Here is a 21,060-nt window from a genome sequence, read left to right as displayed (position 1 = left end):
CGACAGCACCGCGGACTTCGGTGTCGGCGCCTTCCTGCTGGGCGGCACCGAACTGGCCCTGCTGGTCGGCTGACCGGGCTGGTCAGCCGGATGCCGTCGGCTCCGGGGTGATCAGGCCCCGGCGGTAGGCGATCGCCACGGCCTCGGTGCGGCTCGCGGCGCCCAGCTTGCCGAGAATGTTGGAGACGTGGACGCTCGCCGTCTTGCCGGTGATGAACAGCTCCTCGCCTATCTGCCGGTTGCTGCGGCCGAGGGCGAGGAGCCGCAGGACGTCCTGCTCGCGGGAGGTGAGCAGGGACGTGCCGTGGTCGTCCCGGTCCGACAGCCTGCCGCGGCGTATGAGGGCGTCCGCCCGCTCCAACAGCGGCGTGGCGCGGAGTTCGGCGGCCGTCTCCCGGGCCGCGCCTGCCTCGACGGCCGCTTCCTCGCGCCGCTCGGCCGCCAACAGGGCCTCGGCGAACCGCAGTCGGCAGCGCGCCCGCTCATACGCGTCGCCGTAGTCGAACGCGGCCACCGCCTTCCCCCACGCCTCCGCGTCCGGACCGGACACGGCCCGCGCCCACTCCGCTTCCGCCCGGGCCAGCCAGGCCTGCCCCTCCGGACCCTGCGGAATGCCGTCGTCGCCGTGCCCGGCCACATCTCGCGCCAGCTCCACCAACTCGCCCGCCGTCTGCGCCCGGCGGCGGGCCCCCGCCTCGTCGCCGGTGCGGCGCAGATCGACGGCCGAGTCGGCGACGGCGGACAGGGCGAGCGCGGCGAGCCGGACCGTCACGTCGGGCGGCGTACCCGCGTCATCGGTGAGCGCCGCGACGGTGGACCGCATCTGCGCCACGGCCTCGTCCGCATCGCCGAGCAGCGCGGCGGTGTCCGTCAGCACGATTCCCGCGACGAGCGTGGCCATCCAGTCGAACGGCCCCTGAAGCAGGGCGCGCGCACGGTCGGCTGCCTTGAAGTCGCCGCGCGCCAAGGCGACGTTCAGCGCGGGACCCGCCGTATAGCCGCCGGCCGTCGGCAGCACCGCGGCGTCACTCGCCGCCGCGCGCAGGCACTCGTCCCAGCGGCCCAGGGTGTACAGCACCAGCAGGTGCAGATAGCGCATCTCCAGCGGATACGGCGAGGACAGCAGACCGGCGCGGCGGGCGCGGTCCAGGCCCTCGGTCAGCCAGGGCAGGCACTCCTCCAGATCGCCGGACTCGAAAAAGCCCATGGCGAGGTTGAACAGGGCACGCAACTCCACCGGCGCGTTGCCCGACCTCCGAGCCAGCTCCCGGGCCTCCTTCAGCCGCGCGCGGTTTTCGGGGGTGCGTCGGCGGCCGCCTTCGAGCGTGGCCAGCGAGATCAGCAGGTCGGCCTGGGCGTCGGTCACCCGCAACTGCTCCGCGATGCCCAGCGCCTGGCGGGCGACCCGCAGCGCGATCTCGGTCTCTCCGACCTGGCGGGCCGCCATCACATGGGTGGCCGCCGCCCACACCCAGGTCCGCGAGGCGGGTTCGGCGGGGATCAGAGCGAGCGCCTCGCTGCTGTACGCGAACGCCGCCGTCAGGTTGTCGACGCTGATCAGGTTCCCGGCGAGCGTGTAGCGCACCCGGGCGGCGAGCTCGGAGTCCGCGTCCTGGCCGATGCCCGCCAGCGCGGCACGGGTGAGGGAGACCGCGCGGTGCGTCTCCCCGGCGTGCGCCGCCGCGGCGGAGGCCCGCAAGGTCAGCGTCACCCTGTCGATGCCCTCGCCGGAAGGCCGCGCGGCCGGGTCCACCGACGACCACACGTCGAGCGCGGCTTCCAGGTGCCGGAGTTCCTCGGCGGGAGCACCGAGCCGATGGGCGTGGTCGGCGGCCTCCAGCGACGCGGCCAGGGCCTCGGCCAGATCATGACTCGCGCGATAGTGGTGGGCGCGCTCGGCCGCGGTCTCCGCGCGGTGCCCCCGGCGGGACAGCAGCCGGGCGAACGCACCGTGCAGCCGCGCCCGTTCACCCGGCAGCAGATCGGCGTACACCGCCTCCCGGGCCAGGGCATGGCGGAAGGAGTACGTGTCGCCGCCCCCGGAGACCAGGAGTTGCCGCTCCACGGCCTCCCGCAGCGCCGACTCCAGCTCGTCCTCGGGGAGCCCGACCGCGTCCCGCAGCAGATCGTGCTCGACCCGCCGCCCGGCGACGGCGGCCGTACGCAGCACCTGCTGGGCCGTGTCGGTCAGCTGCTCGAAACGGATGAGGAGGACATCGGCCAGCCCGCTGGGCACCCCGCCCGCCTCCGCGTCCGTGGCGGCCAGCAGCTCCTCCGCGTAGAAGGCGTTGCCCTCGGCGCGCTCCACGATCCGGCGGACCGTCGTGTCCGGCACCGGACGCTCCCGCAGCCCGCGCACCAGCCGGGCCACGTCGGGATCGGCCATGGGCCGAAGCTCCAGCCGCTCGACAGCGGGCAGCCGCACCAGCTCGGCGAGCAGCGGACGCAAGGGATGCCGCCGATGCAGATCGTCCGCCCGGTACGAAGCGAGCACCGCCAGCCGATGCGTGGGCGCACCGCCCGCGGCCCGCTGCAGGATGCCGCGGCTGAGCAGGAACCGCAGCAGATCCCGCGAGGACTGATCCGCCCAGTGCAGATCCTCCAGCACGAGCAGCAGCGGAGCGACATCCGCCAGATCGGCCAGCAGCCCCGCCACACCCTCGAACAGCCGCACCCGCCCACCGTCGTCCGACCCGCCACCCAGCAACCGCTCCACCGCCGGATGCGCCGCCACCACGGCCGCAAACCGCTCGTCAGCGGCAAGCACCCCCAGCACCTCGCTGAACGGCAGATACGGCAGCCCCACGTCACCGAGATCCACACAATGCCCGGTCAGCACCGTCATCCCAGCGCCAGCAGCCCGCGCCGACACCTCATCCAACACCCGCGTCTTCCCGACCCCGGCATCCCCGGCAATCAGAACAGCCCGAGCCTCACCACCCCGGGCACGCTCCAGCACACCGGAAAGACGAGCAAGCTCATCCTCCCGGCCAACGATGGGCGAGGTAAACGCGGTGGTCTGCAGCACAATCCCATCCTGGCACGACCCACTGACAGCACTTCTGAATCCAGGGCTGACTGGTCCGCCCCGTAAGGGGCGCGGGGAACTGCGCGACCAGCCACAAACAACCCGCAGCCGCCGCCAAACAGAACCCCCCGAGCTCGTAGGCGCTCAGCCCTTCAACACCCGCGCCCAATCCTCCGGCACCCGCCCGGCAGGGCCCGGCGCCGGCTGATCAGCCGGATGACTCACCGGAGGTGCGAGCTCCGGCCCCGCCTCATACATCTCGGACGTCGCATAGTTCCAGAACCACTCCTCACCCGGCTCGAAACTACGCACCACAGGATGCCCGGTCTCCCGGAAATGCGCGGTCGCATGCTTCGCCGGCGACGAGTCGCAGCAACCGATGTGCCCGCACTGCGCACACCGCCGCAGATGGAACCACCACCCGCCGACCTCGTCGCACTCCACACACCCCATGCCACTGGGCGGAACAGTCGGGTCGATCATGTTGTCGCTCGTCATACGGCCTCCTCGGGCAGGTCGTTCGCGGACGCGACCAGCGGAAGCAGCACCTGAAAGCGCGTGTCGCCCGGCTCGGACTCGACCTGAAGCGTGCCGTGGTGCTTGTTGACGACGATCCGCCAGGAGATGTCCAGGCCGAGCCCGGTGCCCTCGCCCACCGGCTTGGTGGTGAAGAAGGGGTCGAAGATACGGCTGCGGATCTCCTTGGGCACGCCCGGCCCGGTGTCACGGAACTCCACCAGCAACCGTTCGTGTTGGAGCGCCGTCCGCACGGTCAACGTCCCTTCGTCGCCCGCGTCGTTGATCGCGTGGACCGCGTTGTCGATCAGGTTGGTCCACACCTGGTTGAGCTCCGCCGGGTACGCCGGGATCTTCGGGAGCGTACGGTCGTACTCCTTGACGACCTTGATCCGCTCCCCGATCTTGCCCGAGAGCATCAGCAGTGTGCTGTCGAGGAGTTCGTGCACGTCGGCGACCTGGTAGGGCGCCCGGTCGAGCTGTGAGTACTGCTTGGCGGCGTCGACGAGGTGGGAGACGCGGTTGGTGGAGTCGTTGATCTCGTCCATCAACAGCTCGGTCTCGACGGTGTAGTTGAGCCACCCGATCGCGTTCGGCAGGATCTCCTCGTCCACGGCCGCCGCGATCTGGTCGAGCCAGTCGGTGTCGATACCGGCCTGCACGAAGGTCGGCGCGATCCGCCAGCCCTCCGGGATGCCGTGGTCGTTGAGCCAGTCGGTGAGGGCGTCTTCCCGGTCGGCGGCTTCCAGGGGAGTCAGCACTGGTGCCTTGGCGACGCGTTCGGCGGTGCGTTCCTGGATGTCGATGAGGTTCGCCATGACCTCGGGGGAGTAGGAGCCCTGGGCGATGACGGCGAGCTTGTGCCGCATCTTGCCCACCCGCTCCCGGAGCGTCGCGGTGGCTCGTACGGCCGCCGCGGCCGGGTTGTTGAGCTCGTGCGTCAGACCGGCCGACAACGACCCGAGCGCCAGCAGCCGTTCGCGCTCCCCGATGGCCCGCTGGGTGTTCTTCGAGCCGAAGAAGAGCCCTTCCAGCAGGTGGACCGCCATGGGGAACCACTGCTGCATGAAGGCCGCGAACTCCTCGGCGGGCACCACGAAGAAACGTGTGGGCTCCGTGACCCGCATGGAGCTGTTGTAGACCTGGCGCACCCGGTCCCCGAGATACGCCTGCATGGACCCCGCGTACACCCCGCGCTGCGAGGTGCGGGTGACCTCCACGTCGTCGACGCCGACCCGGCGGGAGAGCACCACCGTGCCCTCGATCATCACGTAGAAGCAGGTGGCCGGCTCGCCCTCGGTGTACACGGGCCCGGGCTCGAACTTCTCCACCCGCCCCGCACTGCACAGCTGCCCGAGCTGATCGGCGGACAGCTTCTCGAACAGGAACAGCGAACCGATCTCCGCGGGGCTGCACGGCATCGGCTGCCCGCTCACGACTGCTCCAGATACCGGTGGACGAGCATCACGGCCATGGCTCCCTCTCCGACGGCGGACGCGACGCGCTTGGCGGACTCGGCACGCGCGTCGCCCGCCACGAACACGCCGGGGATGTTGGTCTCCAGGTGGTACGGCGGCCGGTCCAGCTCCCAGCCCGCCGGCGGCCGCCCGTCCGGGGAGAGATCGGGCCCGGCCAGGATGAACCCGTGCTCGTCCCGCAGCACGGTGCCGTCCAGCCAGTCGGTGAGCGGAGCCGCGCCGATGAACACGAACATCCACTGCGCGTCGACGAGTTCGGTCCGCCCGCTCTCCGTGTCCCGCAGGGTCAGCTGCTCCAGGCGCTCCGAACCGTGCGCGGCCTCCACGACGGTGCAGGTGCGGACCGAGATGTTGGGCGCCTCGTCGATCTGCTGGGTCAGGTAGTACGACATCGACGCCGACAGGTCCGTTCCGCGCACCAGCAGGGTGACCGACTTGGCACCCCTGGCCAGGTACATCGCCGCCTGCCCGGCGGAGTTGGCGCCGCCGACGATGTACACGTCGTGCCCCTGGCAGGAAGCCGCCTCGGTCAGCGCCGAACCGTAGAACACCCCGCACCCGGTCAGATCGGCCGTGCCCGGCGCCTGCAACTGCCGGTACGACACTCCCGTCGCCAGGATCACGCTGTGCGCGGCGATCGCCGACCCGTCCGAGAACCGTACGACCCGTGCCGCGCCGCTGATCTCCAGCCCCGTCACCTCGCGCGCGGTGAGGATCTCGGCGTCGAACTTGGCGGCCTGCCGCCGGGCCCGGTCGGTGAGCTGCGCCCCCGAGACGCCGTCCGGGAAGCCCAGGTAGTTCTCGATCCGCGAACTCTGCCCGGCCTGCCCGCCGGTCGCCGACCGCTCCACGAGCACCGTCCGCAGCCCCTCCGAGGCTCCGTACACCGCCGCGCCCAGCCCGGCCGGACCGCCCCCGATCACGACGAGGTCGTAGAAGTCGGCCGTCGGCGTGGTCGCCAGCCCGACACGGGCGGCGAGCTCCGGCGCGTCCGGCTCGACGAGGAGCGTGCCGTCCGCGGTGATCACCACCGGCAGTCGCTGCCCGTCCTGACCGGCGGCAGCCAGCAGCCGCCGCCCCTCGGGTTCGTCGGCCGAGTACCAGCGGTACGGCACCTGGTTGCGGGCCAGGAACTCCCGTACGTCCGAGGAACGCGCCGACCAGCGGTGCCCGACCACCTTGGTGCTGGGCACCGGCCGGTAGTCGCTGCACCGCCAGGCCTCCAGCAGATCGTCGAGGACCGGATAGAGCTTCTCCTCGGGCGGATCCCACGGCTTGAGCAGATAGTGGTCGAGGTCGACGACGTTGATCGCGTCGATCGCCGCGTTCGTGTCCGCGTACGCGGTCAGCAGCACCCGCCGTGCGCCCGGATAGACGTCCAGGGCCTGCTCCAGGAACTCGATGCCGTTCATCTGCGGCATGCGGTAGTCGGCCAGGATCACGGCCACCAGATCGCCGCGCAGCTTCAGCTCACGCAGGGCGTCCAGCGCGGACTCGCCGGACTCCGCGCGCACGATCCGGTACGAACCGCCGTAGCGGCGCCGCAGGTCGCGGGCGACGGCGCGGGAGACTCCCGGGTCGTCGTCGACGGTCATGATGACGGTCCGCGCTGCGTCGGCGGCCTGTGCCATACGTCTCCCACCCCGAGAGCGTTCGGATTCGCGGTACGGCGACCCCGTCCCGCCGCGCCGGCTCCCGCCCATCGTATGTTCGATCGTCCCGCTTCGCTCAGGCATGCGGGAGGCCGGAGCCCGTCAGCGGCGCCGCGAGCTCAGCACACAGAACTCGTTGCCCTCCGGGTCGGCAAGGGTGACCCAGCTCTCCTCGCCTGTCTGGCCGACGTCCGCGTGCCGGGCGCCGAGCGCGAGGAAACGGGCGACCTCGGCCTCCTGGTCGTCGGGGCGGAAGTCGAGGTGCAGCCGGTTCTTGACCGTCTTGCCCTCGGGAACCGGGCCGAAGATCAGCCCGGGCAGGCGGTCCTCCCGCGGCCGGATCTCGAACTCCTCGGGCGAATCGTTGATCACCACCCACCCCAGCGCCTCGGCCCACCAGCGGCCCAGGGCAACCGCGTCGGCCGCGTCGACGTTGACTTGCTCCCATTCGAGGCCCATCCGGGCAGCGTAGTGAAGACTGTTCCGACGAAGCGACCGCAATACAGCGACCGCAATACAGCGACCGCAATACAGGGAGGCAGCCGCATGACACGCCCGATCACGGCAGGGGTCGACGGTACGGAGGAGAGCCACGCCGCGCTGGCCTGGGCAGCCCGCGAGGCGGTCCGTCGCGGGCTGCCGCTGCGGGTGGTGCACGCCTGGCGGTTCCAGCCGCACGAGGCGATCGACGCCGGGGACGCCGACAGCCAGGCCGGATGGGTGCGCACGGCCGTGGCGGAGGCCGCCCGGACCGTCACCGAGCGGCACCCGGAGCTCGACGTGACGACCGACGTCCTCGAAGGCGGCCCGGTCGACACCCTGGCCGCCGCGGCGGCCGACGCCGAGATGCTGGTGCTCGGCTCGCGCGGCCACGGCCGGGTCGTCGGCTTCCTGCTCGGCTCGGTCGGACAGCAGGTCATCGCCGGGGCCACCGGTCCCGTCGTCCTCGTACGGGCGGAGGACGAGCCGGCCGCCGAGGCCGCGGGCCGTCAGGTCGTCGTGGGCCAGCAGGGCGACCCGGACGACAGTGCCGCCGTGCTGCGGTTCGCGTTCGAGACGGCAGCCGCGCGCGGGGCGACCGTCCGTGCCGTACGCGCCTGGACGCTGCCGCCGGTGTTCTCCTACAGCCCGGCCTCGCTGAAGCTGCTCGACGAGGCCGGGGGCCTGGAGCCGTACGAGAAGAAGGCACTGGCCGCGGCGGTGCAGCCGTGGCGGGACCGCTTCCCGGACGTCCCGGTGGTGGAGCACGTGGAGATGGGCAGCGCCGGGCAGGTGCTGCTGGAGGTGGCCGGGCAGGCCCAGCTGATGGTCGTCGGCCGCCGGGCCCGCCGTACCGCCGTCGGCGCACGGATCGGCTCGGTCGCCCACGGGATCCTGCATCACGCGGACTGCCCGGTGGCCGTGGTCCCGCCCGCGTGAGTCACTCGCCTGTCGGCTGCAGCGTCTCGCGCGTCTTGGGCAGGATGTTCTTCACGTAGTCCGCCACCACCGTGTCCAGCCCGATGTCGTGCTGGGCACGCTCGGACAGGTACCAGCGGTGTTCGAGCAGCTCGTGGTAGATCTCGGCCGCGTCCATCGAGCCGCGCAGCTCCGGCGGCACCGCGCGCACGGTGGGACGGAACACGTCCCGCACCCAGCGGTGGGCGAGCACCTCGGGGCGGGCGCCGAGGGGGTCGCCCGGGGCGTAGTCGTCCTGGGTGGCCATCCAGCTCTCCAGGTCGTTCAGGAGCCGCCGCGCCTGGTTCTCCTCGGTGTCGAGGCCGGTCAGCCGGAGCAGCTGGCGCTGGTGGTGGCCCGCGTCGACGACCTTGGGCACGAAGGTGACCGTGTCACCGTTGGAGTTGTGCTCGATCTGCATCTCGGCCACGTCGAAACCGAGCTCGTTCAGGCGGCGTATCCGGCGCTCTATGTAGTGGTACTTGCCCGCCGGGTAGACCGAGGTGCGGGTCAGCTCGTCCCACAGGTCCCGGTAGCGTCCGCAGATCTCGGTGCCGAACTCGATCGGGTCGACGGACGGGTGCAGCGCCCCCGACGCCTCCAGGTCCAGCAGCTCGCCGCTGATGTTGACCCGGGCGAGGTCGAGGTCGTAGTCGCGCTGTCCGCTGCTGAGCTGCGGATGCAGATCACCGGTCTCGGCGTCCACGAGATACGCGGCGTAGGCGCCCGCGTCCCGCCGGAAGAGCGTGTTGGACAGCGAGCAGTCGCCCCAGGCGAACCCGGCCAGGTGCAGCCGGACGAGCAGCACGGCCAGGGCGTCCATGAGGCGGTGCATGGTGGCCGGGCGCATCGTCGTCTCGAACATCGAGCGGTACGGCATCGAGCCGCCCAGATGCCGGGTGATCAGCACCGGTTCCAGCGGCGCCCCGTCCTTGTCGGCGCGGCCGGTGACCACGGCGAGGGGGTCGACCGCGGGGATGCCGATCCGGTCCAGGTCGCGCAGCAGCTCGTACTCGCGCAGCGCGGGCCGTTCGGCCAGCTCCTTGACGGCGATGACCTCGGAGCCGGCCCGGGCGTAGCGCACCACGTGGCGGGAGATGCCGCGCGGCAGCGGGACGAGGTACTCCTCGGGCCACTTCTCCAGGGGCACGTCCCACGGCAGCTCGAGGAGGAGCGCGGGGTGCTCCGGGTTGGTCGCGCTGATCTGCAATGCCATGGCCAGAACTCTAGAGTGCGCGCTCCCGTGCGTGCCGTGCCGCCTCACGTACTGGACCGCGGTGCACCGGCCCGTGCCCGGGGACCAGGACGTCGCCGTCGAGGCCCTCCAGGGTCTCCAGCGAGGTCACGGCGCGGGCGCGTTCGTGATGGAACATGCCCGGCAGCAGCTGGGGCCCCGTGGCGCGCGAGGTGGGGTGGCCGCTGACCAGGGCGTCGCCGGAGATCACCACTCCGGTGCCCGGGAGGTGGTAGGCGGTGTGGCCGAGCGTATGGCCGGGCGTGTGTACGGGGACGGGGCGGCCGGGCAGGTCGAGCGGCCCCTGCGCCGGGAACGGCTGCGGTTCGGCGACGGGGACATGGGCGGTGCCGCCGACCCGCAGGGCATGCACGGCCCACGGCAGGACGCCCGGACGCCAGCCGTTCCCGAGGACCTGGCCGACGGACACCTGGTGCAGGAAATCACGGCGGGCGTGCGGCACTTCGGCCTCGTGCAGGTAGACGGGCGTGCCGTACGTGCCACGCAGGTGCTCGGCGGAACCCAGGTGGTCGTTGTGGGCGTGCGTGATCAGTACCGCCGTCACCGCCTCCGGCGAACTGCCCACCTCCGCAAGGGAAGCGAGAAGCAGCTCCCGGTCCCCGGGGTAGCCCGTGTCGATCAGCGTGACGGCGTCCCCCTCGCTCAGGATCACCCAGTTCGTGTTGCTGCCGTGCACCAGGTAGGTGCCGTCGGCGACTTGCTCCACTGCTGCCCGCATGATCGTCCCGCGTGTGAGGTCCCTGCCCGACGGCACCAGCAAAGCAGAAGGCGAGCGGCCCGGCGCCCGGAGGGTCACCGCCTGGGGAACAGGCCACGATCACGGGGTACTTGAGGGAATCGACGCGTCCCACCCTGCACCAGCCGGCAGCAACGCGCCCCCGACCGGCCGGGCGGCGATAGCCGCACATCAATACAGCCCCGCGACCCTTTACGGCGCTGCAGCACAGCAGCGGACCATGCCCGGCCTGGTTCGTCGCCGAAGGCAGGCGCTCACGGGCGAAACCGCCCGGGCCGCGGCTGCGGATCGAGTACCGGGAGCCGAGCCCGGCGAAGGGACGACAGGGTTCCGTCAGGGGGTGAGGCTGCCTCCGGCACCGTCCCCCGGAGGCAGCCCCCGCGCGCATCCGAAGCGGCCGCCTCTCCGCCTCAGTGCACGCCGTCCGGGCGGAACTGCACGCTGATGCGCGGTCCCGCGGCCCGTGCGGTCTTCGGTACGGCGTGCTCCCAGGTCCGCTGGCAGGAGCCGCCCATCACGATGAGGTCCCCGTGGCCCAGCGGACGCCGGATCGTGTCGCCGCCGCCGCGCAGGGGACGCAGCAGCAGATCACGGGGTGAGCCGACGGAGAGGATCGCGACCATCGTGTCCTCCCGGGCGCCCCGTCCGATCCGGTCGCCGTGCCAGGCGACGCTGTCGCGGCCGTCGCGGTAATAGCACAGGCCGGCCGTGGTGAAGGGTTCGCCGAGTTCGTCGGCGTAGTGCGCCGAGAGCGTGTCGCGCGCCTCGTCCAGCACGGGGTGCGGCAGCGGGTCGTCGGCGCCGTAGAACGCCAGCAGTCGAGGTACGTCGACTACGTGGTCGTACATCGTGCGCCGTTCCGCACGCCACGGCACCTCGTCCGCCAGCTGTTCGAACAGGGCGTCGGAGCCTTCGAGCCACCCGGGCAGGACGTCGATCCACGCGCCGCGGCCCAGCTCGGTGCGGCGCATCCCGTCGAGGGAGCCGAGCCGGAGCCGGTCCGCCTGGTCGAAGAGCGAGCCCTGGAGGTGCGTGGTCATGGATCCAGCGTACCCCTTATTCGAAAATTTGTTCCCATGAGAATGCGTGAACTCTTGATGTCCCCGCCCTTTGGATACGTTCGTGTATCGGATACATTCCCGTATCGAACGAAAGGCGGGGCATGGTGGCGGAGGCGACGACCGGGCGCGTGACCAGGCGCCGTGTCCGCACGCGCGCGAACCTGCTCGACGCCGCGTTCGCGGTCTTCGCGGCCAAGGGCTTCGGCCGGGTCTCGATCGAGGAGGTCTGCGAGGCGGCCGGGTACAGCCGGGGCGCTTTCTACTCGAACTTCGCCAGCCTCGACGAGCTGTTCTTCGCCCTCTACCGGCAGCGCGCCGACCTGATCGCCGAGCAGGTGTCCGGGGCGCTCGCCCTCGACGGCCCCGACCTCGACGTGCCCGCCGCCGTCGACCGCGTCACCGAGGTGCTGCTGCTCGACCGGGACTGGCTGCTGGTGAAGACGGACTTCCTGGTGCACGCCGCCCGTGACCCGGACGTCGCGCGGACCCTGCTGGAGCACCGGGCGCGGCTGCGCGGCGCCATCGCGGAACGGCTCGCCCGCGCCCGGGGCCACACCGAACTGCCCGCCGTACTGGGCGACATCGACGCCGCCGCGCACGCGGTGGTAGCCGCGTACGACGGGGTCACCACCCAACTGCTGCTGGACCGGGACGTCGAGCACGCTCGCGTCTGGCTCAAGCAACTGCTCACCGCGCTGCTGACCGACGGCAGCGACGCCGCCGTATGAGGAAAGGGACTTCTCGCCATGGATGCCGATGTCATCGTCGTCGGAGCGGGCCTCGCCGGCCTGGTCGCGGCGCACGAACTCACCAGCCGGGGCCGCAGGGTCGCCCTGGTCGACCAGGAGAACGCCGCCAACCTCGGCGGCCAGGCGTTCTGGTCCTTCGGCGGGCTGTTCCTGGTCGACTCCCCGGAACAGCGGCGCCTGGGCATCAAGGACTCCTTCGACCTCGCCTGGAACGACTGGCAGGGCAGCGCGCAGTTCGACCGCGTCGACGACGAGGACTCCTGGGCGGTGCGCTGGGCGCGGGCCTACGTCGAGTTCGCGGCGGGGGAGAAGCGCTCGTGGCTCGCCGGGCACGGCATCTCGTTCCTGCCCACCGTCGGCTGGGCGGAGCGCGGCGACCTGCGGGCCGACGGGCACGGCAACTCCGTCCCCCGCTTCCATATCGCCTGGGGCACGGGCACGGGTGTCGTCGAGCCCTTCGTCGGCCACGCCAAGCAGGCGGCGCGCGACGGGCTGCTCACCTTCTACCACCGGCACCAGGTGGACGAACTCGTCGTCGAGGAGGGCTCGGTGCGCGGCGTGCGCGGCACGGTCCTCGCCGAGGACCGCTCGGCCCGCGGTGTCGCCTCCAACCGCGACCGGATCGGCGAGTTCGAACTCACCGCCCAGGCCGTCGTCGTCACCACCGGCGGCATCGGCGCCAACCACGACATCGTCCGCCGCTACTGGCCCGAACGCCTCGGCACCGCGCCCACGGAGATGGTCACCGGCGTACCGGCCTACGTCGACGGCCGCATGCTCGACATCAGCGACCGGGCCGGCGTACGGCTGGTCAACCGCGACCGCATGTGGCACTACACCGAGGGCCTGCAGAACTGGGACCCGATCTGGCCCGGCCACGGCATCCGCATCCTGCCCGGCCCGTCCTCGTTGTGGTTCGACGCTCTCGGCCGCCGACTGCCCGACCCGTGCCTGCCCGGCTACGACACCCTCGGCACCCTCAAGCATCTGCGCACCACCGGGGACATCGCCGGATACGACCACTCCTGGTTCATCCTCACCCAGAAGATCATCGAGAAGGAGTTCGCCCTGTCGGGTTCCGAGCAGAACCCCGACATCACCTCCAAGGACCGCAAGGCGTTCCTGCGCGAGCGCGTGCTGGGCAAGGGCGCGCCGGGACCGGTCGACGCGTTCCTGCGCAAGGGAGCGGACTTCGTCGTGGCCCCGACCCTGGACCAACTGGTCGAGAAGATGAACCAGTTGACCGAGAAGCCGCTTCTCGACGCGGCCGAGGTACGGCGCCAGATCGAGGCACGCGACCTGCAGATCGCCAACCCCTACGCGAAGGACTCCCAGGTCCAGGGCATCCGCAACGCCCGCCGCTACATCGGCGACCGCCTCGGCAGGGTCGCGACCCCGCACCGCATCCTCGACCCGGCCGCAGGACCCCTGATCGGCGTCAAGCTGCACGTCCTGACCCGCAAGACCCTCGGCGGCATCCAGACCGACCTCGAATCCCGCGCCCTGGGCGCCGACGGACAGCCGGTCGACGGCCTCTACGCGGCCGGCGAGGTAGCCGGCTTCGGCGGCGGCGGCGTCCACGGCTACAACGCCCTGGAGGGCACCTTCCTCGGCGGCTGCCTGTTCTCGGGGCGCGCGGCGGGGCGGGCGGCGGCGCAGCAGACGGGCTGAGACTTTGGGCCCGTCTCCTCAGTTCTGGAGGAGGCGGGCCAGCACGGCGGCATGACTCTCCTCGGGAGTCTTGGCCGAGGTGAGCAGGGTCACCGGCCCCTTGCGGGTCAATTCCCGGATGGAATCGAGGAGTTCAGCGGCCTCGGGCGCGGCGAGTTCTGCCTCGTAGCGACGGCTGAACTCCTCGTACGACCCCTCGCCCGCGTGGTACCAGCGGCGCAGTTCGGTCGACGGAGTGAGCGCCTTCGGCCACTCGTCCACCCGCGCCGCGTCCTTCGACAGTCCGCGCGGCCACAGCCGGTCGACCAGGACACGCACGCCGTCCTGCGGCTCGGGCGGATCGTAGACGCGACGGACGCGAACGCTCACGGTGGGGCCTTTCGACGGGGACGTGCCGGGAGCGTACTGCGGAGTGCGGCGGGCAAGGCGGTACGACTTGACCTGAACGGAGTCGAAACATGGACGGAGCGACGCCTACCCTGAAGCTGTAGCCCGCCCCCGACCCGCAAGTGCCGAAGACTCGTGACCGAACACCCCTCAGAACCTGACGAGTTCCTCACAAGTGTTGGTCAAGGTCGAGCCATGATCACACGCAAGCCCGGCGTGGCCCTGCTCGCCGTGTCCCTGCTCCTGACCGGATGCGGCGGCGGTGCCTCGGCCGCACCGGACCACGAGACCGTGACCGCCCAGCCCACCGCGCCGGACACCCCCGCCCCCAAGATCTCCGTCGAGACGGCACCACAGCAGCTGCCCGGGCTCGGGCCGAAGACCTGGGCGAAGGTGCCGTCCGACGCCCGGCAGGCCGTCGTCGTGACCGGTCGGGGCAAGGACTCCTCGCGCTCCACCGTCGTTCTGTACGAGCGCACCGCCGACGGCTGGCAGGCGGGCACGAGCCGGCCCGCCCACAACGCCCTCAAGGGCTGGACCGACGACCACCGGATCGGCGACCTGCGCTCACCCATCGGCGTCTACACCCTCACGGACGCCGGCGGCCTGCTCGACGACCCCGGAACCAAGCTGCCGTACGACCGCTCCACCGCCTTCACCTCACCCGGCACCGGTTTCGAGGGTGAGTCGCTGGCCGGCTCCTTCGACTACGTCATCGCCATCGACTACAACCGGCAGCCCGGCACCTCGCCCCTGGACTGGACCCGCCCGCTCGGTGCGAGCCGCGGCGGCGGGATCTGGTTACACGTCGACCACGACGGCCCCACGCAGGGCTGTGTGAGCATCGCCAAGGAGCACATGAAGGAGCTGCTGCTGGCGCTGGACCCGCGGCTGAACCCCGTCGTCGTCATGGGCGACGCCGCGTCCCTGGCCCGCTGAACCGCTTAGGATCCGCCGCGTGTGCGCACATGTGCTGGTCGCCGAGGACGACGAGATGCAGGCCGAGTTGATACGACGCTCCCTGCTCGCGGAGGGTCACACCGCCACCGTGGTCCACGACGGACGGGCCGCGCTGGACGCGGCGCGGCGTTTTGCCCCTGACCTTGTCGTCCTGGATCTGATGCTCCCGGTGATCGACGGGTTCGGGGTGTGCCGGGTGCTGCGCGCGGACGACGACATCCCCGTCCTGATGCTCACCGCCCGCTCGACCGAGGACGACATCCTGCTCGGCCTGGAGCTGGGCGCGGACGACTACATGACCAAGCCGTACAGTCCGCGCGAGCTGATGGCCCGCATCCGGACCGTCCTGCGGCGCAGCGGACGGGTGCCCGCGGACCGGCGCGAGGATCCGGTCGTACACGCCGCGGGTCTCTCGGTCGATCCCGTACGGCACGAAGTGCGCTGCGACTCGGCGCCGGTGGAGTGCACGCCGGCCGAGTTCGAGATCCTGCTGGCCATGGTCGGGGAAGCGGAACGGGTGTTCTCCCGGCGGCAGTTGCTGGAGATCACCCGGGGCACCGACCGGGCCTCCACCGAACGGGCCGTCGACGTCCACATCATGAACCTGCGCAAGAAGATCGAGGCCGACCCGCGCCGCCCGGCCCGGCTGCTGACCGTGTTCGGCGTCGGCTACAAGCTCAGCGGCGGCCGCTGATGAGCGAGCGCATCCCGCTGCGCAAGCGCCTCCTGGTGCGGCTGCTGATCGCCTCCGGCCTCATCGCCGTGTGTTCGGTGGCGGCGACCGCATGGCTGGCCGTGGCGACCACCACCCGCGCGCTGAGAGAGGAACAGGGCCAGGCCCTCGCCGCGGACATGGAGGTCCTGGCCGAGCTCAGCGGCTACGCGGCCACCCATCGCGACTGGCGGGGAGTCGCCACGACCGTGCGGGAGCTGTCGGCGCGGACAGGCCGGCGTATCGCCTTGACCACCCCCGACCGGAGGACCATCGCCGACTCGGCGCCGCCCGGCACCTCCCTGCCACCGACCGCCGCCGCGACCGTGGACCCGCTGCGCACCGACACCTCCAGCGAGCGGGGCGCCCAACTCGGCGGCACCGACCCGCGCGTGGTCGGCCCGTACCGGCTCACGACGGCGGAACGCACGAGGCTCGACCTCCTGGCCCGGAAACGACAGAGCTGCTTCGCCCACTACGGCCTGGAGACCCGCCTCACCCGCACGCCGAGCGGCCGCCCGGTCCTGGCCGACGCGGACGGTGCGGGTCAGCCCGGCTATGTGCCGGAGCCGTGCGGCGACGGCCTGCTCAACACGCCGACCCGCACGGAGGAAAAGGCGCTGACCGCGCTCCACACGCTCGCGCGCGGCTGTCTGATCCGGGCGGGCGTGGATCCCCGGCTGCCCCTGTCCCTGGGGGACGCCCTGCCCGGCCTGCTCTTCCGGAGCCCGTCCATCACGTCCGGCTACGACAAGACAGGCGTCAAGGACATGCGGCAGGCCGAGTCCTGTGTCGACGACGCCCGTCGCGCCCAGCTCGACCCCTATACGGCGCCGGTGGCCGAACTGTTCCTGGGCGGCGGGGGCAGCCCTGCCGTGCGGTTCGACATGTCCCCGGCCAACAAGGCCAAGGTCGTGGGCACCGCGGGGCTGGTGCTCGCCGTCACCGTGGCCGTGACCGCCGTGGTCGCCACCCGGCTGGTACGGCCGCTGCGCGCGCTGACCGCGGCGGCCCAGCAGCCCCCGGACCGCCATGTCCGCGTCCCCGTCACCACCCGGGACGAGACCGGCATCCTGGCCGCGGCCTTCAACGACCTGACCGAACGCCGCGAACGCCTGGAAGCCCAGCGCAAGGCCATGGTCAGCGACATCGCCCACGAACTGCGCAGCCCGCTCACCAATATCCGCGGCTGGCTGGAGGTCACCCGCGACGGAGTCGTTGACCCGGACCCCGCCCTGCTGGCCGCGCTGCACGAGGAGGCCGTCGTCCTCCAGCGCGTCATCGACGACCTGCGGGACCTCGCGGACGCCGACGCCGGCACCCTGCGCCTGTACCGCGAGCCCGTGCGCTGCGACGAACTCCTCCACCAGGTTGCCGCGGCCCACCACGTCGCCGCCGACGCGGCCGGCGTCGAACTGCGCACCGACATCGACGGCACGCCCTGGCTGGACGCCGACCCGGTCCGGATGCGGCAGGCGCTCGGCAACCTGGTCTCCAACGCGCTGCGGCACACCCCGGCCGGCGGCATCGTCACCCTGGCCGCGCGCCAGGACGGGGACCACGTCGTCATCGAGGTCGCCGACACCGGCACCGGCATCACGCCCGAGGAACTGCCGCACGTCTTCGACCGGTTCTGGCGAGCGGAGAAGTCCCGTAGCCGTCGCACGGGCGGCAGCGGGCTCGGCCTGCCCATCGTCCGCCATCTGGTCGCGGCCCACGGCGGAGCGGCAGAGGCGGTGAGCGAGCCCTGCAAGGGCAGCGTCTTCACCCTGCGGCTGCCGGGCGGTCCGACGGCGTAGTGGTTCGTAGCCTCCGGCCCCGGGGCGAGGAAGATCACGCCCTTGCCCTCAACCGCACTTGAGGTCCTACGGTCTCCGCATGACCTGCACGGCGTGCGAGCTCCGCACCCGGCGTACTGGAGGACACACCCCATGACGACCCAGGAGATCTCCGACGCCGAACTCGCCGGACAGCCCGCCGCCTACTGGACCGGTGTCGCCTACGAGGCGCTCATCGCGTACACCCGGGCCCGGCAGGCCGAAAAGGGCTACACCCAGCCCCAGTTCTGGCTGCTGCGCAACCTGTCGGAGAACGACATCTCGCCCGACGGCGAGGGGATGACCCTGTCCGAGCTGCGGGCGGCCATGGCCTCCTACATCCGGCCCGAGGACGATCTGGCGGCGGAGGCCGAGGTGCTCGTGGAGCGCGGCTGGCTGACCCGGGACTCCGAGGACCGGCTGTGGCTCACCGCGGAGGGGGAACAGGCCCGCGTCGATCTCGCGAGCAACGCCCCCGCGATCCGTGCCGCCCTGCACGAGGGCATCGACGACACGGACTACGTCACCACGGTGAAGGTGCTCCAGCGGCTGATCCGCAACGCGGGCGGGACGGCCGCCTGACAGACCGATGAGCCGGGCGCCGTCCTGATACGGCCGGCACTGTGATCACATCTCAGACACGCCTCAGGAGCGCAGCGTCTCAGCAGCCGTCGCCGACACCGCGTCCGCCACCGCCGCCAGTGCGGGCGAATCCAGCTTCCACTGCTGCCAGTACAGGGGCACGTCCACCGGCCGCTCCGGCGCCAGTTGAACCAGCCGCCCCGCACGGAGCAGCGGCACGGCCTGTGCCTCGGGCAGCATGCCCCAGCCGAGACCGGCGGCGACGGCCGCCGCGAAGCCCTCCGAGGTGGGGATGAAGTGCCGCACCGGGCTCGCTCCGCCGTGTCCGTCCCCATCTCCGCCGGGCAATCGCCGCACGAAGCCGTCCTGGAAGTCGTCCCGTCGGTCGAAATTCACCGCCGGCGCGTCCCGCAGCGGCCCGCCGCGATGCGCCTCGGCGAACTCCGGACTGGCCACCGCGACGTAGCGCATCCGGCCCAGCGCCCGCACCGAGCACCCCGCCACGGCGTCCGGCGAGGAGGTCACCGCCGCCATCACCTGGCCCTCCCGGAGCAGCGCCGCCGTGTGGTCCTCGTCCTCGCGGTGCAGCTCGAAGCAGAGCCGGGGCTCGGCGGGCAGGCGGTTGAGCGCGCCCAGGAACCAGGTGGCCAGGGAGTCGGCGTTCACGGCGATGGACACCCGGGTCGGCTCCCCGGCGCTCGTCATGCCCAGCTCGGCGCGCGCATCGCGCTCCAGCCGGGCCAGCTGGCGGGCGAACCGCACGACCACCTCGCCCGACTCGGTCGCCCGCACCGGCTTCGTCCGCGTCAGCAGCACCCGCCCGGTGCGCTGCTCCAGTGCCTTGACGCGCTGGCTGACCGCCGACGGCGTCACATGCAGAGCGGATGCCGCAGCGTCGAACGTGCCCTCGTCCACCACGGCGAGAAGGGTCCGTACCTGGTCGAGAGGCAGGTCTGTCATCACGAACGCTAATGATACGTAAGAATCTTTAGCTGTACTCCAGGCGGCGCCTTCTCTAGCGTCGATGCCATGTCCCACGCACTGTCCGTCGCGGCTGCCGGATTCGGCACCGGCCTCTCGCTCATCGTCGCCATCGGCGCCCAGAACGCCTTCGTCCTGCGCCAGGGCATCCGACGCGACGCGGTCCTCCCCGTCGTCGCGATCTGTGCCCTCTCCGACGCGGCCCTCATCGCGCTGGGCGTCGCCGGTGTCGGTGCCGTGGTGGTCGCCTGGCCGGGGGCGCTGACCGCCGTCGGCTGGATCGGCGGTGCGTTCCTGCTCTGCTACGGCGCACTCGCCGCACGGCGGGTGTTCCGGCCGGGCGCCCTGAAGGTGGAGGGGGAGGCCGCTGGTTCCCGCAGGCGTGCCGTGCTCACCTGCCTGGCCATGACCTGGCTCAACCCGCATGTCTACCTCGACACGGTGTTCCTGCTCGGCTCCGTCGCCGCCGACCGCGGCCCGCTGCGCTGGACGTTCGGACTCGGCGCGGTCTGCGCCAGCCTCTGCTGGTTCGCGGCCCTGGGCTTCGGTGCCCGGCTGCTCAGCCGCTTCCTCGCCCGGCCCGCCGCCTGGCGGGTCCTGGACGCTCTGGTCGCCGCGACGATGATCGCCCTCGGCGCGACGCTCATTGCCGGAACCTGAGGCCGCGGACCGTGCGCTGAGCCAGTGGTGCCATAGTGATCCCTCGATTCGAAAGATGTAGCGAGCATCCAGGGACCCCGTGGACACGAGCGAGAGCAGCCCCCACTCCGACTCCGAGGCCGCCGAGAAGGCGGGACCGCCCCGCCGTGGCTGGCGCCGCTGGGCCTTGGACACCCGTCCGCTGCGCCGCCCCGCCTATCGCCGCCTGTGGAGCTCGACCATCGTCACCGCCGTCGGCAGCCAGCTCACCGCTGTCGCCGTGCCCAAGCAGATCTACGACATCACCGGCTCGTCGGCCTGGGTCGGCTACGCCAGCCTGGCCGGCCTTCTGCCGCTGGTCGTGTTCGCGCTGTGGGGCGGCGCGGTCGCCGACACCATGGACCGCCGCAGGCTGCTGCTGATCACCAACAGCGGTATAGCCGTCACCTCGCTGCTGTTCTGGATCCAGGCCGCCGCCGGGCTGGGCTCGGTGGCGGTGCTGATGGTGCTGCTCGCCCTGCAGCAGGCCTTCTTCGGCCTCAACGCCCCGGCCCGCAGCGCCTCGATCGCCCGCCTGGTCCCCGCGGACGAACTGCCCGCCGCGCAGGCCCTCGGCTCCACCGTCATGCAGACCGGCCTGGTAGCGGGCCCGCTCCTGGCCGGCGCCCTGATCCCGGTCATCGGCCTGCCCGAGCTGTATCTGATCGACGCCCTCGCCCTGTGCGTCGCGGTCTGGGCCGTCGTACGACTGCCCTCGCTGCCGCCGCTGGACGGCCGGCCCGCCCGCCGTGCCGGGCTGCGTGAGATCGGGGCCGGGTTCCGGTACATCTCGCTGCACAAGGTGCTGTTGCTGTCCCTCCTCGCCGACGTCGTCGCGATGGTCCTCGGCATGCCCCGCGCCCTGTTCCCGCAGCTGGCCGCCGAGACCTACGCGTCGTACGGCGAAGGGCTCGCGCTCGGCCTGCTGTTCGCGGCGATCCCCATCGGCGCGGTGCTGGGCGGGCTGTTCTCCGGCACGTTCTCCCGGGTCCGCCGGCACGGCTGGATGGTGATCGGTGCGGTCGTCGCCTGGGGCGTGGCCATCACCGGCTTCGGACTGAGCGGCAGTCTGTGGCTCGCGGTGGCGTTCCTGGCCGTGGCCGGGGTCGCCGACATGGTCTCGATGGTCTTCCGCGGGGCGATCCTGCTGTCCGCCGCCACGGACGAGATGCGCGGCCGGATGCAGGGCGTCTTCACGGTCGTCGTCGCCGGCGGCCCACGCCTCGCCGACCTGCTGCACGGCACCGCGGGCTCCGCCTTCGGTCCGCGTACGGCGGTGGCGGGCGGCGGCATCCTGGTCGTCGCCGTGATGCTGGGCCTGGCCGCGGCGATGCCCGCACTGCGCCGCTACCGCGTCTGA

Annotated in this window: 19 protein-coding genes; 9 read left to right on the top strand and 10 right to left on the bottom strand. The window is 71.9% G+C overall.

All coding sequences use genetic code 11. From position 1 onward, the window contains the following. Positions 1-82 precede the first annotated feature (82 nt). The 5 genes from QQY66_RS02720 to QQY66_RS02700 all read right to left on the bottom strand — a co-directional run bounded on the left by QQY66_RS02720 (position 83) and on the right by QQY66_RS02700 (position 7,133). Positions 83-3,025, bottom strand: a complete 2,943-nt coding sequence (locus tag QQY66_RS02720; protein ID WP_301987127.1) for a helix-turn-helix transcriptional regulator — start codon at positions 3,023-3,025, stop codon at positions 83-85. A 147-nt stretch (positions 3,026-3,172) separates the two neighbouring features. Next, positions 3,173-3,526, bottom strand: coding sequence for a UBP-type zinc finger domain-containing protein (locus QQY66_RS02715; RefSeq protein WP_301977398.1), 354 nt, complete (start codon positions 3,524-3,526; stop codon positions 3,173-3,175). Then, positions 3,523-4,980, bottom strand: a complete 1,458-nt coding sequence (locus QQY66_RS02710; protein ID WP_301977397.1) for an ATP-binding protein — start codon at positions 4,978-4,980, stop codon at positions 3,523-3,525. The genes QQY66_RS02715 and QQY66_RS02710 overlap by 4 nt, the downstream gene beginning before the upstream one ends. Continuing rightward, entirely contained in the window at positions 4,977-6,653 is a 1,677-nt protein-coding gene (locus QQY66_RS02705; protein ID WP_301977396.1) for an FAD-dependent oxidoreductase, read from the bottom strand. The genes QQY66_RS02710 and QQY66_RS02705 overlap by 4 nt, the downstream gene beginning before the upstream one ends. A 123-nt stretch (positions 6,654-6,776) precedes the next feature. Then, positions 6,777-7,133, bottom strand: coding sequence for a VOC family protein (locus tag QQY66_RS02700; RefSeq protein WP_301977395.1), 357 nt, complete (start codon positions 7,131-7,133; stop codon positions 6,777-6,779). Between the two features lie 87 nt (positions 7,134-7,220). Here QQY66_RS02700 and QQY66_RS02695 point away from each other — a divergent pair, with 87 nt between their 5' ends. Continuing rightward, the gene (locus QQY66_RS02695; protein ID WP_301977394.1) at positions 7,221-8,093 is read left to right on the top strand and encodes a universal stress protein; all 873 of its coding nucleotides are present in this window, start codon (positions 7,221-7,223) and stop codon (positions 8,091-8,093) included. 1 nt (position 8,094) lies between these two features. Here the strand turns inward: QQY66_RS02695 and QQY66_RS02690 are convergent, their stop codons facing one another. From QQY66_RS02690 to QQY66_RS02680, 3 genes are all read right to left on the bottom strand, one after another. After that, positions 8,095-9,327 carry a DUF4032 domain-containing protein gene (locus tag QQY66_RS02690; RefSeq protein WP_301977393.1) on the bottom strand — a complete coding sequence of 411 codons (1,233 nt, stop codon included), beginning with the start codon at positions 9,325-9,327 and terminating at the stop codon, positions 8,095-8,097. A gap of 10 nt (positions 9,328-9,337) precedes the next feature. Beyond that, positions 9,338-10,084, bottom strand: a complete 747-nt coding sequence (locus tag QQY66_RS02685; RefSeq protein WP_301977392.1) for an MBL fold metallo-hydrolase — start codon at positions 10,082-10,084, stop codon at positions 9,338-9,340. 428 nt (positions 10,085-10,512) lie between these two features. Further along, a complete protein-coding gene (locus QQY66_RS02680) occupies positions 10,513-11,142 on the bottom strand; it encodes an alpha-ketoglutarate-dependent dioxygenase AlkB (protein WP_301977391.1) in 630 nt (209 codons plus the stop codon). A gap of 122 nt (positions 11,143-11,264) precedes the next feature. Between QQY66_RS02680 and QQY66_RS02675 the strand changes: the two genes are divergently transcribed. Together QQY66_RS02675 and QQY66_RS02670 are read left to right on the top strand one after the other, a co-directional pair. Continuing rightward, positions 11,265-11,891: a TetR/AcrR family transcriptional regulator gene (locus tag QQY66_RS02675; protein ID WP_301977390.1), complete on the top strand. Its 627-nt coding sequence runs from the start codon at positions 11,265-11,267 to the stop codon at positions 11,889-11,891. 18 nt (positions 11,892-11,909) lie between these two features. Further along, positions 11,910-13,583, top strand: a complete 1,674-nt coding sequence (locus QQY66_RS02670; protein WP_301977389.1) for an FAD-binding dehydrogenase — start codon at positions 11,910-11,912, stop codon at positions 13,581-13,583. A gap of 18 nt (positions 13,584-13,601) precedes the next feature. Here the strand turns inward: QQY66_RS02670 and QQY66_RS02665 are convergent, their stop codons facing one another. After that, entirely contained in the window at positions 13,602-13,952 is a 351-nt protein-coding gene (locus QQY66_RS02665; protein WP_301977388.1) for a DUF488 domain-containing protein, read from the bottom strand. Between the two features lie 213 nt (positions 13,953-14,165). On the opposite strand from QQY66_RS02665, the gene QQY66_RS02660 reads away from it, so the two are divergent. The 4 genes from QQY66_RS02660 (at position 14,166) to QQY66_RS02645 (ending at position 18,041) form a co-directional block, all read left to right on the top strand. Then, on the top strand, positions 14,166-14,909 hold the full coding sequence (locus QQY66_RS02660) for a hypothetical protein (protein WP_301977387.1): 744 nt from the start codon (positions 14,166-14,168) through the stop codon (positions 14,907-14,909). A 19-nt stretch (positions 14,910-14,928) separates the two neighbouring features. Further along, the gene (locus tag QQY66_RS02655; protein WP_301977386.1) at positions 14,929-15,624 is read left to right on the top strand and encodes a response regulator transcription factor; all 696 of its coding nucleotides are present in this window, start codon (positions 14,929-14,931) and stop codon (positions 15,622-15,624) included. Beyond that, positions 15,624-17,441, top strand: coding sequence for a HAMP domain-containing sensor histidine kinase (locus QQY66_RS02650; protein WP_301977385.1), 1,818 nt, complete (start codon positions 15,624-15,626; stop codon positions 17,439-17,441). Before QQY66_RS02655 ends, QQY66_RS02650 begins: the two co-directional genes overlap by 1 nt. A gap of 132 nt (positions 17,442-17,573) precedes the next feature. Beyond that, positions 17,574-18,041, top strand: a complete 468-nt coding sequence (locus tag QQY66_RS02645; RefSeq protein ID WP_301977384.1) for a MarR family winged helix-turn-helix transcriptional regulator — start codon at positions 17,574-17,576, stop codon at positions 18,039-18,041. 63 nt (positions 18,042-18,104) lie between these two features. On the opposite strand, the gene QQY66_RS02640 is transcribed toward QQY66_RS02645, so the two are convergent. Next, positions 18,105-19,001 (bottom strand): LysR family transcriptional regulator ArgP, encoded by an 897-nt coding sequence (locus QQY66_RS02640; protein WP_301977383.1) that lies wholly within the window; start codon positions 18,999-19,001, stop codon positions 18,105-18,107. A 69-nt stretch (positions 19,002-19,070) separates the two neighbouring features. On the opposite strand from QQY66_RS02640, the gene QQY66_RS02635 reads away from it, so the two are divergent. Both QQY66_RS02635 and QQY66_RS02630 read left to right on the top strand, forming a co-directional pair. Further along, positions 19,071-19,682, top strand: a complete 612-nt coding sequence (locus tag QQY66_RS02635; RefSeq protein WP_301977382.1) for a LysE/ArgO family amino acid transporter — start codon at positions 19,071-19,073, stop codon at positions 19,680-19,682. A gap of 79 nt (positions 19,683-19,761) precedes the next feature. Continuing rightward, complete coding sequence (locus QQY66_RS02630; RefSeq protein ID WP_301977381.1) at positions 19,762-21,060, top strand: MFS transporter; 1,299 nt, start codon at positions 19,762-19,764, stop codon at positions 21,058-21,060.

The sequence above is a fragment of the Streptomyces sp. DG2A-72 genome (assembly GCF_030499575.1).
Lineage (GTDB): Bacteria > Actinomycetota > Actinomycetes > Streptomycetales > Streptomycetaceae > Streptomyces.
The sequence above is the reverse complement of the archived record's forward strand: the minus strand, read 5'-3'. Positions and strand labels throughout refer to the sequence as shown.

What these genes read in the sequence shown, in the direction of transcription:
- QQY66_RS02670 (WP_301977389.1), top strand. Translation starts at nt 11,910, where the DNA reads ATGGATGCCGATGTCATCGTCGTCGGAGCGGGCCTCGCCGGCCTGGTC.
- QQY66_RS02650 (WP_301977385.1), top strand. Translation starts at nt 15,624, where the DNA reads ATGAGCGAGCGCATCCCGCTGCGCAAGCGCCTCCTGGTGCGGCTGCTG.
- QQY66_RS02635 (WP_301977382.1), top strand. Translation starts at nt 19,071, where the DNA reads ATGTCCCACGCACTGTCCGTCGCGGCTGCCGGATTCGGCACCGGCCTC.
- QQY66_RS02685 (WP_301977392.1), bottom strand. Translation starts at nt 10,084, where the DNA reads ATGCGGGCAGCAGTGGAGCAAGTCGCCGACGGCACCTACCTGGTGCAC.
- QQY66_RS02680 (WP_301977391.1), bottom strand. Translation starts at nt 11,142, where the DNA reads ATGACCACGCACCTCCAGGGCTCGCTCTTCGACCAGGCGGACCGGCTC.
- QQY66_RS02705 (WP_301977396.1), bottom strand. Translation starts at nt 6,653, where the DNA reads ATGGCACAGGCCGCCGACGCAGCGCGGACCGTCATCATGACCGTCGAC.
- QQY66_RS02640 (WP_301977383.1), bottom strand. Translation starts at nt 19,001, where the DNA reads ATGACAGACCTGCCTCTCGACCAGGTACGGACCCTTCTCGCCGTGGTG.
- QQY66_RS02695 (WP_301977394.1), top strand. Translation starts at nt 7,221, where the DNA reads ATGACACGCCCGATCACGGCAGGGGTCGACGGTACGGAGGAGAGCCAC.
- QQY66_RS02675 (WP_301977390.1), top strand. Translation starts at nt 11,265, where the DNA reads ATGGTGGCGGAGGCGACGACCGGGCGCGTGACCAGGCGCCGTGTCCGC.
- QQY66_RS02645 (WP_301977384.1), top strand. Translation starts at nt 17,574, where the DNA reads ATGACGACCCAGGAGATCTCCGACGCCGAACTCGCCGGACAGCCCGCC.
- QQY66_RS02715 (WP_301977398.1), bottom strand. Translation starts at nt 3,526, where the DNA reads ATGACGAGCGACAACATGATCGACCCGACTGTTCCGCCCAGTGGCATG.
- QQY66_RS02690 (WP_301977393.1), bottom strand. Translation starts at nt 9,327, where the DNA reads ATGGCATTGCAGATCAGCGCGACCAACCCGGAGCACCCCGCGCTCCTC.
- QQY66_RS02660 (WP_301977387.1), top strand. Translation starts at nt 14,166, where the DNA reads ATGATCACACGCAAGCCCGGCGTGGCCCTGCTCGCCGTGTCCCTGCTC.
- QQY66_RS02700 (WP_301977395.1), bottom strand. Translation starts at nt 7,133, where the DNA reads ATGGGCCTCGAATGGGAGCAAGTCAACGTCGACGCGGCCGACGCGGTT.